The sequence below is a fragment of the Pseudomonas sp. PvP001 genome, from assembly GCF_040546375.1.
In the GTDB taxonomy this organism is placed as follows: Bacteria; Pseudomonadota; Gammaproteobacteria; order Pseudomonadales; family Pseudomonadaceae; genus Aquipseudomonas; species Aquipseudomonas coleopterorum.
This window is the reverse complement of the sequence record NZ_JBEPNQ010000001.1, coordinates 1,706,253-1,720,536: the sequence shown is the minus strand read 5'-3', so window position 1 is coordinate 1,720,536 and position 14,284 is coordinate 1,706,253. Positions and strand designations below refer to the sequence as shown.

General features: G+C 60.3%; 11 protein-coding genes and 2 tRNA genes. 10 read left to right on the top strand and 3 right to left on the bottom strand.

The window, feature by feature from the left end:
• Positions 1-39: 39 nt before the first annotated feature.
• From ABMD26_RS07865 to ABMD26_RS07820, 10 genes are all read left to right on the top strand, one after another.
• Positions 40-125, top strand: a tRNA-Leu gene (locus ABMD26_RS07865).
• A gap of 100 nt (positions 126-225) precedes the next feature.
• Positions 226-302, top strand: a tRNA-Met gene (locus tag ABMD26_RS07860).
• Positions 303-433: 131 nt separating this feature from the next.
• Positions 434-892: a ribosome maturation factor RimP gene (gene rimP / locus ABMD26_RS07855; protein WP_049858705.1), complete on the top strand. Its 459-nt coding sequence runs from the start codon at positions 434-436 to the stop codon at positions 890-892.
• Positions 893-951: 59 nt separating this feature from the next.
• Entirely contained in the window at positions 952-2,433 is a 1,482-nt protein-coding gene (nusA, locus tag ABMD26_RS07850) for a transcription termination factor NusA (RefSeq protein ID WP_043190771.1), read from the top strand.
• Positions 2,434-2,459: 26 nt separating this feature from the next.
• Positions 2,460-4,973, top strand: coding sequence for a translation initiation factor IF-2 (infB, locus tag ABMD26_RS07845; protein WP_192001417.1), 2,514 nt, complete (start codon positions 2,460-2,462; stop codon positions 4,971-4,973).
• A gap of 111 nt (positions 4,974-5,084) precedes the next feature.
• The gene (gene rbfA / locus ABMD26_RS07840) at positions 5,085-5,486 is read left to right on the top strand and encodes a 30S ribosome-binding factor RbfA (protein ID WP_049858671.1); all 402 of its coding nucleotides are present in this window, start codon (positions 5,085-5,087) and stop codon (positions 5,484-5,486) included.
• Between the two features lie 5 nt (positions 5,487-5,491).
• A complete protein-coding gene (gene truB, locus ABMD26_RS07835) occupies positions 5,492-6,409 on the top strand; it encodes a tRNA pseudouridine(55) synthase TruB (RefSeq protein WP_056845243.1) in 918 nt (305 codons plus the stop codon).
• A 143-nt stretch (positions 6,410-6,552) separates the two neighbouring features.
• Positions 6,553-6,822, top strand: a complete 270-nt coding sequence (gene rpsO, locus ABMD26_RS07830) for a 30S ribosomal protein S15 (RefSeq protein WP_043190760.1) — start codon at positions 6,553-6,555, stop codon at positions 6,820-6,822.
• Between the two features lie 251 nt (positions 6,823-7,073).
• On the top strand, positions 7,074-9,179 hold the full coding sequence (gene pnp, locus ABMD26_RS07825) for a polyribonucleotide nucleotidyltransferase (RefSeq protein ID WP_049858673.1): 2,106 nt from the start codon (positions 7,074-7,076) through the stop codon (positions 9,177-9,179).
• 321 nt (positions 9,180-9,500) lie between these two features.
• Complete coding sequence (locus ABMD26_RS07820; protein WP_354308851.1) at positions 9,501-9,851, top strand: BON domain-containing protein; 351 nt, start codon at positions 9,501-9,503, stop codon at positions 9,849-9,851.
• A 99-nt stretch (positions 9,852-9,950) separates the two neighbouring features.
• Here ABMD26_RS07820 and ABMD26_RS07815 read toward each other — a convergent pair whose 3' ends face one another.
• The 3 genes from ABMD26_RS07815 to ABMD26_RS07805 all read right to left on the bottom strand — a co-directional run bounded on the left by ABMD26_RS07815 (position 9,951) and on the right by ABMD26_RS07805 (position 14,280).
• The gene (locus tag ABMD26_RS07815) at positions 9,951-10,256 is read right to left on the bottom strand and encodes a DUF2845 domain-containing protein (protein WP_354308849.1); all 306 of its coding nucleotides are present in this window, start codon (positions 10,254-10,256) and stop codon (positions 9,951-9,953) included.
• Positions 10,253-13,150: a DUF748 domain-containing protein gene (locus tag ABMD26_RS07810; protein ID WP_354308848.1), complete on the bottom strand. Its 2,898-nt coding sequence runs from the start codon at positions 13,148-13,150 to the stop codon at positions 10,253-10,255. The genes ABMD26_RS07815 and ABMD26_RS07810 overlap by 4 nt, the downstream gene beginning before the upstream one ends.
• 113 nt (positions 13,151-13,263) lie before the next feature.
• On the bottom strand, positions 13,264-14,280 hold the full coding sequence (locus ABMD26_RS07805; protein WP_134723060.1) for a class I SAM-dependent rRNA methyltransferase: 1,017 nt from the start codon (positions 14,278-14,280) through the stop codon (positions 13,264-13,266).
• Between the last annotated feature and the right edge of the window lie 4 nt (positions 14,281-14,284).

The following is a 14,284-nucleotide window of genomic DNA, read 5'->3' as shown; positions in this document are numbered from 1 at the left end:
CAGGGTTACAAAAGCGGTAAGGGTTTCAAACGTTGTATTGCCGAGGTGGTGGAATTGGTAGACACGCAACCTTGAGGTGGTTGTGCCCATAGGGTGTAGGGGTTCGAGTCCCCTTCTCGGTACCAATTAGTAATCAGGAGAGCCCGCTGTTGCGGGCTTTCTTGTCGGTGGAAGCTTGGATTGACCCAAAACGGGTTCGGTCGTATACTTTCGCCCCAGCTTTGTCGCGGGATGGAGCAGTCTGGTAGCTCGTCGGGCTCATAACCCGAAGGTCGTTGGTTCAAATCCAGCTCCCGCAACCAGTTTTAGCAAGGCCCCTTTTCAAAGGGGCTTTTTGTTAGCTGGACAGTTCTTAGCGCCGGTATTCAACGGCGTATCCGGGATGGGCGCTTCGCCCATTTTTTATTTGCACAGCATGCACGAGGGGGTTCAGGTGTCGAGCAAGCTAGAACAGTTGCAGGCCTTGTTGGCCCCGGTGGTCGTGGCCCTAGGCTATGAATGCTGGGGTATTGAGTTTTCGGCTCAAGGCCGCCATTCACTTTTGCGTGTCTATATCGATAAAGAGGGCGGCGTGCTGGTGGACGACTGCGCCATCGTCAGTCGCCAGCTCAGTGGTGTGCTGGATGTCGAAGATCCCATCACGGTCGAATACACCCTTGAAGTTTCTTCTCCAGGCATGGAACGCCCGCTGTTCACCATCGAACAGTTTGCAGCGTACGCCGGAGCACAAGTAAAGATAAAGCTGCGCGCGCCTTTCGAAGGACGACGCAACTTTCAGGGCCTTCTCCACGGTGTGGAGGACCAGGATGTCGTGATTCGAGTAGACGAACACGAATTCCTGCTGCCGATCGATTCGATCGACAAGGCCAATATCATTCCCAGTTTTGACTGAGACGTGCCAGATACTGCGGGTCCCGCGGATCCAATGGCTTGCGAAAGGCGAGGCGTACGATGAGCAAAGAAGTACTGCTGGTTGTTGAGTCGGTATCCAATGAAAAGGGTGTACCGGCAGGCGTAATATTCGAAGCGCTGGAGATTGCTCTGGCGACCGCGACCAAGAAACGCTTCGAAGACGAAGTGGATCTTCGCGTGGAAATCAATCGCCACACCGGCTCCTATGAAACCTTCCGTCGCTGGACGGTCGTCGAGGAAGCCGATCTGGACGATCCGGCCATCGAAACCTGGCCGAGCAAGGTTGTATTGACCCATCCCGAAGCCAAGGTGGGTGACGTCATCGAAGAGAAGATCGACTCCATCGAGTTCGGTCGTATCGCTGCACAGACCGCCAAGCAGGTCATCGTGCAGAAAGTTCGCGAAGCCGAGCGCGCCCAGGTGGTCGACGCTTACCGCGAGCGTCTGGGCGAGATCATCTCGGGTACGGTCAAGAAAGTGACCCGTGACAATGTCATCGTCGACCTGGGCAACAACGCCGAGGCCCTGTTGGCTCGGGAAGATATCATTTCGCGGGAAACCTTCCGCGTCGGTGTGCGCTTGCGTGCACTGCTCAAGGAAATCCGTACCGAAAACCGTGGTCCTCAACTGATTCTTTCGCGCACTGCGCCGGAAATGCTCATCGAGCTGTTCCGCATCGAAGTGCCGGAAATCGCTGAAGGCCTCATTGAAGTCATGGCCGCATCCCGTGATCCGGGTTCGCGCGCCAAGATCGCCGTTCGCTCCAAGGACAAGCGCATCGACCCGCAGGGTGCCTGTATCGGCATGCGCGGATCGCGTGTGCAGGCTGTGTCCGGCGAGTTGGGCGGCGAGCGCGTCGACATCGTCCTCTGGGACGATAACCCGGCACAGTTCGTCATCAATGCCATGTCCCCGGCGGAAGTCGCGGCCATCATCGTCGACGAAGACGCCCATGCCATGGACATCGCCGTGGGCGCCGACAACCTGGCTCAGGCCATCGGTCGTGGCGGTCAGAACGTGCGTCTGGCCAGCCAGTTGACCGGCTGGACACTGAACGTGATGACCGAATCGGACATCCAGGCCAAGCAGCAAGCGGAAACCGGTGACATCCTGCGCAACTTCATCGACGAGCTGGAAGTCGATGAAGAACTGGCCCAGGTACTGGTTGACGAAGGTTTCACAAGCCTGGAAGAGATTGCCTACGTACCGTTGGAAGAGATGCTCAACATCGACGGCTTTGACGAAGATATCGTCAACGAGCTTCGCGCTCGGGCCAAGGATCGCTTGTTGACCAAAGCCATCGCTACAGAGGAAAAGCTGGCAGACGCCCATCCGGCCGAAGACCTGCTCTCGCTTGAGGGTATGGACAAGGATTTGGCGATGGAACTGGCGGTGCGCGGCGTAGTTACCCGCGAAGACCTGGCCGAGCAGTCGATTGACGACCTGCTCGACATCGACGGCATTGACCAAGATCGTGCCGGCAAGTTGATCATGGCCGCCCGAGCCCATTGGTTCGAGTAATTGGCGCGGCCTGAGGAGAGAAGTGCATGACGCAAGTCACGGTGAAAGAATTGGCCCAAGAGGTCGCCGCACCGGTAGAGCGCCTGCTTCAGCAGATGCGTGAGGCAGGTCTGCCGCACACCGACGCCGGACAAGTTGTGACCGACAATGAGAAGCAGGCTCTGCTGGCTCATTTGAAAAGCAGCCACAAGGCGAAAGCGGAAGAACCGCGCAAGATTACCTTGCAGCGCAAGACCCAAAGCACCCTGCGTGTGGCCGGTAGCAAGAGCATCAGCGTAGAAGTACGCAAGAAGAAAGTATTCGTTCAGCGCAGCCCGGAAGAAATCCAGGCCGAGCAGAAGCGTGAGCTCGAAGAGCGTCGCGCAGCGGAAAATGCTGCCCGTCAGAAGGCTGAGCAGGAAGCCCGTTCGCGTGCCGAAGAAGAAGCACGCAAGCAGCCTGGCAGCACCGTTCAGGCGGACGTCCCTGCCGCACCGGCGCCAGCTCCATCGGCGCCGAGCGTCGATGTGGCTGCCGTTGCTCCGGCACCGGCCCCCGAGCGCAAGAAGGAAGAGCCTCGTCGTCCCGACAAGCCGCGCAACGACGACCGTCGCAGCGGCAGTGGCAACAGTGATGGCGAGCGCAAGAACCAGCCTCACCGTGCCACCGTCAAGGAGAAGGCTCCGACTCCGCGCGCCGCGCCTCGTACCACCGACGAAGAAAGCGATGGCTTCCGTCGTGGCGGTCGTGGCAAGGGCAAGCTGAAGAAGCGCAACGCCCACGGCTTCCAGAGCCCTACCGGTCCTCTGGTGCGTGACGTGAAAATCGGCGAGACCATCTCTGTCGGCGATCTCGCTGCGCAGATGTCGGTCAAGGCTGCCGAGATCATCAAGTTCATGTTCAAGCTGGGCACTCCGGCCACTATCAACCAAGTGCTGGATCAGGAAACTGCTCAGCTGGTTGCCGAGGAGCTGGGCCACAAGGTGACCCTGGTCAGCGACACCGCCCTGGAAGATTCCCTGGCCGAATCGCTGAAGTTCGAAGGTGAAGCCTTCGCTCGTGCTCCGGTCGTGACCGTCATGGGCCACGTCGACCACGGCAAGACCTCGCTGCTCGACTACATCCGTCGTGCCAAGGTCGCTGCTGGCGAAGCCGGCGGCATCACTCAGCACATCGGTGCCTACCACGTCGAAACCGAGCGTGGCATGGTCACCTTCCTCGACACCCCGGGCCACGCCGCGTTTACCGCGATGCGTGCCCGTGGTGCCAAGGCGACGGACATCGTGATCCTGGTGGTCGCGGCGGACGACGGCGTGATGCCGCAAACCATCGAAGCCGTTCAGCATGCGAAAGCCGCTGGCGTGCCACTGGTGGTCGCGGTGAACAAGATCGACAAGCCGGGTGCCGACCTGGACCGTATCCGCAGCGAGCTGTCGGTTCACGGCGTCACTTCCGAAGAGTGGGGCGGCGACACCCCGTTCGTACCGGTTTCGGCCAAGCAGGGTACCGGCGTCGACGAATTGCTCGAAGCTGTGTTGCTGCAGGCTGAAGTACTGGAATTGACCGCAACGCCTTCGGCTCCTGGCCGTGGTGTGGTCGTCGAATCGCGCCTGGACAAGGGCCGCGGTCCGGTAGCCACCGTGCTGGTTCAGGACGGTACGCTACGTCAGGGCGACATGGTGCTGGTCGGTTCGAACTACGGCCGTGTACGGGCCATGCTCGACGAGAACGGCAAGCCGATCAAGGAAGCCGGTCCGGCCATCCCGGTCGAGATCCTGGGCCTTGACGGTACCCCGGATGCTGGCGATGAGATGAGCGTGGTTGCCGACGAGAAGAAAGCCCGTGAAGTGGCTCTGTTCCGTCAAGGCAAGTTCCGCGAAGTCAAGCTGGCCCGTGCTCACGCCGGCAAGCTGGAAAACATCTTCGAGAACATGGGCCAGGAAGAGAAGAAGACGCTCAACATCGTCCTCAAATCCGACGTCCGTGGATCGCTGGAAGCGTTGCAGGGCGCCTTGAATGGCCTGGGCAACGACGAAGTGCAGGTGCGTGTGGTCGGTGGCGGCGTCGGTGGTATCACCGAATCCGATGCCAACCTGGCCCTGGCTTCGACAGCGGTACTGTTCGGCTTCAACGTGCGGGCCGATGCCGGAGCGCGCAAGATCGTCGAGCAGGAAGGTCTGGATATGCGTTACTACAACGTGATCTACGACATCATCGAAGACGTCAAGAAAGCCCTGACCGGTATGCTTGGCAGCGATGTTCGCGAGAACATCCTGGGTATCGCCGAAGTGCGTGACGTGTTCCGTTCGCCGAAGTTCGGTGCGATCGCCGGTTGCATGGTCATCGAGGGTGTGGTCTTCCGCAACCGTCCGATCCGTGTACTGCGCGAAGACATCGTGATCTTCGAAGGCGAGCTGGAATCGCTGCGTCGCTTCAAGGACGATGCGTCCGAAGTGCGTGCCGGCATGGAATGCGGTATCGGCGTCAAGAGCTACAACGACGTCAAGGTCGGCGACAAGATCGAAGTCTTCGAGAAAGTCCAAGTGGCTCGTACCCTCTAAGCCGCGACCTCCAGGAACCGGTCCGGCCGTCGCCGGGCAGGTTCTAAACGCAACGCCCGATCCGGCCCAGCCTGATCGGGCGTTTGCCGCTCTAGTTACAGGTAATGAAACATGGCAAAAGAATACAGCCGTACCCAGCGCATCGGTGATCAGATGCAGCGTGAACTGGCGCAACTGATCCGTCGCGAAGTCAAGGATCCACGCGTCGGCCTGGTCACCATCACAGCGGTGGAAGTCAGCCGCGATGTCGGCCATGCCAAGGTGTTCATCACCGTCATGGGCCAGGACAGCGCTGCCGATATCGCCCAGAGCATCAAGGTGCTGAACTCGGCCGCCGGCTTCCTGCGCATGCAGTTGGCCAAGGAAATGAAGTTGCGCAGCGTGCCGCAACTGCATTTCCACTACGACGAAAGCGTGAGCCGTGGCGCTCATCTGTCGGCGTTGATCGAGCGTGCCGTGGCCGAAGACAGCCAGCATCACGCAGATGATTCGGCCGAAGAGTCCAAGGAGTAATCCCGGTGGCTCAGGTCAAGCGTATCCGTCGCAACGTCAGTGGCATCATCCTGCTGGACAAGCCACTGGGGTTCACTTCCAACGCCGCTTTGCAGAAAGTGCGCTGGCTGCTCAATGCCGAGAAGGCCGGTCATACCGGCAGTCTCGACCCCTTGGCTACCGGCGTGCTGCCGCTGTGCTTTGGCGAGGCGACCAAATTCTCCCAGTACCTGCTCGACTCCGACAAGGGCTATGAGACATTGGCCCAGTTGGGGAAGACCACGACCACGGCCGATGCCGAGGGCGAGGTTCTGCAGACCCGCGAGGTGACCGTCGGTCAGTCCGACATCGAAGCCGTGTTGCCTCGATTCCGCGGGCAGATCAGCCAGATACCGCCGATGTACTCGGCGCTCAAGCGTGACGGCCAGCCACTCTACAAACTGGCGCGTGCCGGTGAAGTAGTGGAGCGCGAGCCGCGTTCTGTTACTATTGCGCGGCTCGAATTGCTTGGCTGCGAGCAGACCACCGCGCGGTTCGCTGTGGACTGCAGCAAAGGCACCTACATTCGGACCCTGGTCGAGGACATCGGCGAGGCGTTGGGGTGTGGTGCGTACGTCGCCGAGCTGCGTCGGACCCAGGCGGGCCCTTTCAGCCTGGCGCAAACCGTGACGCTCGAAGAGCTTGAAGCGGTGCATGCCGAGGGCGGAAACGAGGCGGTGGACAAGTTCCTGCTGCCATCGGACAGCGGCCTGCAGGATTGGCCACTGCTGCAATTCTCGGAGCACAGTGCGTTCTACTGGCTTCATGGCCAGCCGGTAAGGGCTCCGGAAGCCCCCAAGTTCGGCATGGTGCGGGTACAGGATCACAATGGTCGCTTCATCGGTATCGGTGAAGTGAGCGAAGACGGGCGCATTGCGCCGCGTCGCTTGATTCGGTCGGAATGACCGATCCCGGTCGTCACGGTGTTCGTGACGGCTGGTCGAGGACGGCTGTCAACAGGCACGGTCGCACCTCTTCTCATGAATACAGGGTTCTGCCCTGGCCTGTTGGACACTGCATGCAGTGCCCTTGATAGTGGAGATGCCTCATGGCTCTTAGCGTTGAAGACAAAGCTCAAATCGTTGCCGACTACCAGCAAGCCGTTGGTGATACCGGTTCGCCAGAAGTGCAGGTTGCACTGCTGACGCACAACATCAACAAGCTGCAGGGTCACTTCAAGGCCAACGGCAAAGACCACCACTCGCGTCGTGGTCTGATCCGCATGGTCAACCAGCGCCGCAAGCTGCTGGACTACCTGAAGGGCAAGGACGTCACCCGTTACAGCGCCCTGATCGGTCGTCTGGGTCTGCGTCGCTAATAGCGGCCCGACACGCGGTGACAAGCGTGGTTCGCCATGTTCGCAGGCCTGGGCACAAGCTCGGGCCTGCGAGGGCGCCACGCGCAATCCTGAGGTTGGTTGTCTGTCGTACCCCAGCGGTCTTACCGCAGGGGCGGGCAGGTTTCCAGCCTCAAGTTGTATCTGGACGGTCAACGGGGCCGATTCCCCGCTCTGCCCAAGAATTTCGCAAGAAACCAGTTCCCCCAAGAGCCAACAGAAGGTAGGAAACCGTGAACCCGGTAATCAAGACGTTTCAATTCGGTCAATCGACCGTAACCCTCGAAACGGGCCGCATTGCCCGTCAAGCCTCCGGCGCCGTACTGGTCACCGTCGATAACGACGTGACCGTGCTGGTCACCGTGGTAGGTGCCAAGCAAGCCGATCCAGGCAAGGGCTTTTTCCCGCTGTCCGTGCACTACCAGGAAAAGACCTACGCTGCCGGCAAGATCCCCGGTGGTTTCTTCAAGCGTGAAGGCCGTCCTTCAGAGAAAGAAACCCTGACCTCGCGTTTGATCGATCGCCCGATCCGCCCCCTGTTCCCAGAAGGCTTCATGAACGAAGTGCAGGTCGTCTGCACCGTCGTTTCCACCAGCAAGAAAACCGATCCGGACATCGCTGCGATGATCGGTACCTCGGCAGCCCTGGCCATTTCCGGCATTCCGTTCGATGGTCCGATCGGCGCTGCGCGCGTGGCTTTCCACGAGAGCACTGGCTACCTGCTGAACCCGACCTACGAGCAGCAGCAGGCGTCGAGCCTGGACATGGTCGTGGCCGGTACCAAAGACGCCGTGCTGATGGTTGAATCGGAAGCCAAAGAGCTGACCGAAGACCAGATGCTGGGCGCTGTGCTGTTCGCCCACGACGAGTTCCAGTCGGTCATCAAGGCCGTTGGCGAGCTGGCTGCCGAAGCCGCCAAGCCTACCTGGAGCTGGACGCCGAAAGCCTGGAACACCGAGCTGCTCGGCGCGATCCGTGGCGAATTCGGCGACGCCGTTTCCCAGGCCTACACCATCACCGTCAAGGCCGATCGCTACGCCAAGCTGGGCGAGCTGCGTGAGCAGGTGATCGCCAAGTTCTCCGGCGAAGAAGGTCAGCCGACCGCAGCCGAAGTGAAGGAAATCTTCGGCGAGATCGAGTACCGCACCGTTCGCGAAAACATCGTCAACGGCAAGCCACGCATCGACGGTCGCGACACCAAGACCGTGCGTCCGCTGAACATCGAAGTCGGTGTACTGCCCAAGACCCACGGCTCGGCCCTGTTCACCCGTGGTGAAACCCAGGCGCTGGTCGTCGCGACCCTGGGCACCGCCCGCGACGCACAGTTGCTGGACACCCTGGAAGGCGAGAAGAAAGACCCCTTCATGCTGCACTACAACTTCCCTCCGTTCTCGGTGGGCGAGTGTGGTCGCATGGGCGGTGCAGGCCGTCGCGAAATCGGTCACGGCCGTCTGGCCCGTCGTTCGGTACAGGCCATGCTGCCCGCCGCCGACGTGTTCCCGTACACCATCCGCGTGGTATCGGAAATCACCGAGTCCAACGGTTCCAGCTCCATGGCGTCGGTCTGCGGTGCTTCCCTGGCCCTGATGGACGCCGGTGTGCCGATGAAGGCGCCGGTGGCCGGTATCGCCATGGGTCTGGTCAAGGAAGGCGAGAAGTTCGCCATCCTGACCGACATCCTGGGTGACGAAGACCACCTTGGCGACATGGACTTCAAGGTCGCCGGTACCGCCAAGGGCGTCACCGCGCTGCAGATGGACATCAAGATCAACGGCATCACCGAAGAGATCATGGAAATCGCCCTGGGCCAGGCTCTGGAAGCGCGCCTGAACATCCTCGGTCAGATGAACCAGATCATCGGTACTTCGCGTACCGAGCTGTCGGAAAACGCTCCGACCATGATCGCCATGAAGATCGACACCGACAAGATCCGCGACGTGATCGGCAAGGGTGGCGCAACCATCCGTGCCATCTGCGAGGAAACCAAGGCTTCGATCGACATCGAAGACGACGGCTCGATCAAGATCTTCGGCGAGTCCAAGGAAGCCGCTGAAGCTGCTCGTCAGCGCGTTCTGGGCATCACCGCAGAAGCCGAGATCGGCAAGATCTACGTCGGCAAGGTCGAGCGTATCGTCGACTTCGGTGCTTTCGTCAACATCCTGCCGGGCAAGGACGGTCTGGTCCACATCTCCATGCTCAGCGATGCACGCGTAGAGAAAGTGACCGACATCCTCAAGGAAGGTCAGGAAGTCGAAGTACTGGTACTGGACGTGGACAACCGCGGCCGTATCAAGCTGTCCATCAAGGACGTTGCTGCTGCAAAGGCCTCGGGCGTCTAAACCCGCAGGTGTAAAGAAAGAGTCCTTCGGGGCTCTTTTTTTTTCGCCTAGAGTTCACTAAGTAGCGGTTGGAACGCTGAAGGCTGCGCAGGTGAAAGATTGAAGTGAGCAGGGAACTTTTGTGGACTTGCAACTTGCACGCAAAAAACTGTACGAGCGTGCAAACTGCACGATCATACAGCCGTTCCATAATTTTAAGTCATTGATTATCAAGGGTTTTTAATAGTTAAGCAGGTTGGCATGACGCCTGCAACATCCCTGTCACCTGCCACCAAGACATTAAATGGTCGCAGACCTTTTCAAAAAACAGGAGTGAATCGTATGAAGAAGTTCGCAATTGCTGCCGCTACTGCTACCGCGCTGACCCTGACCATGGCCAACGCTGCTTTCGCTCAACAGTCCACCCAGGCTCCTATGGTGGTTGCTGCTGGTGAAGTTACTCACGCCAAAGAAGCAACTTCCGACACTTGGATCACCACCAAGGTCAAATCCGATCTGGTCACCGAGAAAGGCATCCCAGGCACCGACATCAAGGTAGAGACCAACAAAGGCGTGGTTTCCCTGTCGTCGACCGTTGCTGTGACCGAATCTCAGAAGGCAACTGCCGTCGCCATCACCAAGAAAATCAAAGGCGTGAAAGCTGTTTCCGCTGATGGCCTGAAAGCCGAGTAAGTTTCATGCGAAGGCCACAGGGATGTGGCCACTCAAAGCCCAGGCGTCCTGCGCCGGGGCTTTTTTACGCCCGCGAATTGGGTACCAATCAATGGCGAATCAATTGCGGCTGCTCTCGATCTGAACCAGACGGCTACCGACGAACTTCAAGTACTGGCTCATGCCGTTGGACGGTCCGTACACCCATTCCTCGATGGGCAGTTCTACCCGCCGATTGATCGGGCCTGAACGCTCATAGCCAGTCTGTGCCTTGCTCGCAGGAGCACCACACTTCTGCTCGACCTGAACCGTACGATCATTCAGCGACACCAGAGTGCTGCCGCAGCGCATCGTCGAGGCAGCGCTGGCCGTGTTGCACAGCGCCAGTAACAAAGGCGCGCAGCTCATCCAAATCAACTTGTTCATTCGGCATCCAGATGCAGTGGGGTGATGATGCGCCCGTCTTTTTCAGCCTGACCCAGGGCCGCATCGATGAAGTACACGCGCTCGTCAGCCAGTTGGCCCTGGTCGACCAGGAAATCCTTGATGCTGCCAGCGCGCGCCTGACCCAGCTGGCGCAGCAATGCGTTGTTCGACGCCCATGACTTGAGCACCGCCTCACGCAACTTGTCGGCGCGCGCCTTGATGTCCAGCTGTTGCCATTCCACCGGCGGCTGGCCTTTGAGTCGAGTGCGGTAGATGGCTTCGAGCATCGGCGGTTTGTCGTCTTCGGGCACCTGCATCTCGGCAGCCGTGGCCGGGACCTTGTCGCCGCGGCGCTGGGCCATCTTATAGTAGGTGCTCTGGTATTCGCGCTCCAGCCGCTGTTGAGCAATCAGCGGGCCGTCGCTGGCCTGGGCGCTGGTGCCTTCGATTTCCAGGCGCAGGGTCGGACGTTCCTTCAAGGCGGTCGCCAGCTTCATCAGCGCCGCTTGCGCCTCGGCACTGAGCTCATCGGAGCCTGGGCGGAACGAGACGGTGCTCAGATCCTGCGACCCACCACCACTGACCAGCCCGCCAATGAACTTGAACGGTGCCTGAGCGGCGCGGACCATGAGATTGCGCAGGGTCTGCCAGACGATCGGCATGACGCTGAACTGGGGGCTGTTGAGGTCGCCACTCACCGGCAGCTCGATGGCGATCTTGCCCTCGGAATCCTTGAGCAGGGCAATCGCCAGCCGCAACGGCAGATCCACTGCGTCGGGGCTGTCGACCTTGTCACCCAACTGCAGTTGTTCCACCAGCAGCTTGTTTTCCGCCTTGAGCTGGCCTTTGGTGATCAGGTAGTGCAGGTCAAGATTCAGACGGCCCTTGCGAATGCGATAACCGGCGAACTTGCCGGAGTAGGGCGTCAGCGTGGTCAGTTCCACGCGCTTGAAGCTGGTGGTGATGTCCAGGCTGGCCATCGGATCGAACGGGTTCAGCGCACCGGAAATGGTCACCGGCGCATAGCGATCGACCTTGCCCTGGATGTCGATGCGCGCTGGCTTGGCCTGGCGGTTGTCGATGGTGCCGATGCGCCCGTTGAGTTGCTGGACGGCGGTGGCGAAGTTGGGCGTCAGGCTGAAGTCGGCGAAGTTGGCTGAGCCGTTGTCGATGTCCACGGCGCCGATGCGGATGCCCATTGGCGTTTCCGCATCGGCCGGTTTGCCAGCCCGGACCGGCTCGGCGGGCTGCGCCGGTTGCGGAATCAGCAGGTCGTCGATATTGGTGGTGCGGTCCTCGTTGATCATGAAGCGCGCATACGGCTGCTGCAGCTGGACCCGTTCGATGTCCAGGCGATCGCCGTGGCGATACTCCAGACCGGTCAGGGTCAGGTGCTGCCATTTGACGAAGTCGCGCTCCTTGAGCGTATCGAGCGTGTGCAATTGATCGACTTCGGCGCGACCGGATACGGTCATGGCCAAGGGCTCGGTGCCGGTCAGTTGCACATCGAGATCGCTGTCGAGCATGCCGCTGCGCAGTTCCAGACGAATCAGCGGGCTGATGTAGGCCTGCGCGATACGCAGGTCGATGTCCTGGGTGCTGACCTTCAAACGAGCGGTAACGGGTGCCAGACTGACCTCGCCGCTGGCCTGCACATGACCTTGCTTGCCCAGGCCGGTATCGAGCTTGAGGGTGAAGGGCGCGCCGTTGAGGCTGTCGAAGTCATGCAGGTCCAGGTTGAGTGGGCCCACGTCCATGGCGACCTCATCGGTAGGCACACGGTCGGCCAGATGCACTTGGTAGTCACGCAGCTGGACATCCTTGAGCAGCACCTGCCAGGGCTTGGCCGGCGAACTCGTCGGTTCTTTGGGTGCTGGCTGCTGCGGTGCCGAGCTGGCGAACAGCTTCTGCCAATCGAGCTGCCCATCCGCCTCGCGGGCGGCCCAGGTTTCCAGCTTGTGGCTGCGTATCCGACCGACACTGACTAGTTGCTTGACCAGGTCGATCGACGTGTCGCTGACGTCTAGGCGTTCGAGCCGAGCCAGGGGACGTCCATCGGGAGCCGCGATCGCGAAGGGCGCGACGCTCAGCGCCACCTTGTCCAGTTTCAGCTCGGTCTGCTTGGCCAGATTGAGGTTGTAATCGGCACTCAGGGTGAACACGCCCTTTTCCAGAACCAACGGCACGCTGTCGCGCACGTACGGCCACCAGACGCTCATCTGCGCATCGGTCACCTTCAACGACCCCTGGGACGACACCGGACTCAGGCCGATCCGGCCGCGCCAGTCGATACGACCGCCCTGAGGGCTGTTGGCAACCAGGGTCATGTCGGCATGATCGTCCGGCAATGTGCTGAGGTTCTGCAGCTCCAGATTCATCGAGTCGTATAGAAATTCGATGGGCTGGCTGGGGCGCAGATCCTTGAAATGCAAACGCCCATCGACCAGCTTGATGCTGCCGATGCGCAAGGCGAAGGGCTCGGAAGGCGCGTCCTGCTCGGCAGCGGTATCGCTGGCCGGAAGCTTGAACAGAGCGCTCAGGTTCAGTTTGCCGCTTTTGTCGAACAGTACTTGAGTCTGCGGCCTGTCCATTTCCACTGCGACCAGATGCAAGGCGCCGGTCCACAGGCTGTCCACTTGCAGATTAACGTACAGCCGCTCGAAACCGATCTGTTCGGCGCCGGGCTCGCCGATCTTCAGCCCCCACAGGGTCAGCTCGAGACTGAACGGATTGAACTCCAACCGCTGCAACTGTGCAGGCACGGTGGAGTAGGCCGCTAGCTGCTGATTGGCTACCCGCAGCGCTACGCCGGGGAGGATCAGGAAACCGAGCATCGCGTACAGCGCAACCAGCGCCACGAGGGTGGCAGCGGTGCGTTTCAATCCTTTGGACATGGAAATGGGGCCATCTGACGTGATCGGAGGTGCTTGGAGTATGGCACGTCAATGTGGTTCCTATGACTCAGCCCACGTAAGTCATGGAATTTTCACCAGTTGATGTAGGAAAACTAGAAATTCAGGATCAGCGTCTTCAAGGGTGGCTGACCATCGCTGGATGGAAAATCAGCGGCTGGCGCCAGTACCGAGCATTCACGTACAGGCCGACCGGCTTTCTCGGCGCAGCGCAGCACCTGATCGCGCCAGTCGTCCAGGTTGACCTTCGCCAGGTTGTTACAGCAGACCAGTACACCGTTCTCGGCCGTGGCGAGAATCGCTGGTTTGAGCAGGCTCTGATAATCACGCAGCAGATCGACCGTACCGAATGCGCTCTTCGCCCAGGCTGGCGGATCGAGAAAGACCAGGTCGTACTGACGCTGCGGCAAGCGCGGGTAGGCGGGCAGCTTCTGGCCTCGGCGCGCGGTGATCGGCAGCCCGGCCAACTGGCGTATGGCCGGGAAATAGTCCGACTGGATGAACTGCATGGGCGCAAGCTCGGGGTTCAGCGCTCCGTTCTCGGCACCGACCGCCAGATTGCCTTCGGCAAAGTCCAGGTTGCACACCTCACGGGCACCGCCTGCCGCTGCACTCAGGCCAACGCCGCAGGTGTAGGCGAACAGGTTCAACACGCTTTTGCCGGCACTGTGCTGCTTGACCCAGCCACGGGCATTGCGCAGGTCGAGGAACAGCAACGGGTCCTGGCCAGGATGACGGCCACGCACGCGATAGTTCAGACCCCATTCGTGTCCAACCAGATCCACCAGCGCGGCGTCTTCGGCGCGATACACCGTGTCTTCCCGATCGATCCGCGAATTGCCCCGTGACCTGTCGTTGTACACCAGCAGTAGCGGTGTCTGCAGATGCTGCTCGACCGCACCGTGCAAGGCCAACAGGTCTTCACGCTCCAGCGTCTGGTGGAAGCTTTGCACCAGCAACTGTGGGCCATAGCGGTCGACGGTCAGGCCACCGGCACCTTCCTGGCTGCCGTGGAACAGGCGATAGCAATCGGTACCCTGTTCATGCAATGAGTCGAGCAATGACGAACGAGCGTCGAGGGCGGCGCGCAGCGCCTGGATCAAAGCGGGCATGCAA

What these genes read in the sequence shown, in the direction of transcription:
- nusA (WP_043190771.1), top strand. Translation starts at nt 952, where the DNA reads ATGAGCAAAGAAGTACTGCTGGTTGTTGAGTCGGTATCCAATGAAAAG.
- infB (WP_192001417.1), top strand. Translation starts at nt 2,460, where the DNA reads ATGACGCAAGTCACGGTGAAAGAATTGGCCCAAGAGGTCGCCGCACCG.
- rbfA (WP_049858671.1), top strand. Translation starts at nt 5,085, where the DNA reads ATGGCAAAAGAATACAGCCGTACCCAGCGCATCGGTGATCAGATGCAG.
- rpsO (WP_043190760.1), top strand. Translation starts at nt 6,553, where the DNA reads ATGGCTCTTAGCGTTGAAGACAAAGCTCAAATCGTTGCCGACTACCAG.
- ABMD26_RS07820 (WP_354308851.1), top strand. Translation starts at nt 9,501, where the DNA reads ATGAAGAAGTTCGCAATTGCTGCCGCTACTGCTACCGCGCTGACCCTG.
- ABMD26_RS07815 (WP_354308849.1), bottom strand. Translation starts at nt 10,256, where the DNA reads ATGAACAAGTTGATTTGGATGAGCTGCGCGCCTTTGTTACTGGCGCTG.
- ABMD26_RS07810 (WP_354308848.1), bottom strand. Translation starts at nt 13,150, where the DNA reads ATGTCCAAAGGATTGAAACGCACCGCTGCCACCCTCGTGGCGCTGGTT.
- ABMD26_RS07805 (WP_134723060.1), bottom strand. Translation starts at nt 14,280, where the DNA reads ATGCCCGCTTTGATCCAGGCGCTGCGCGCCGCCCTCGACGCTCGTTCG.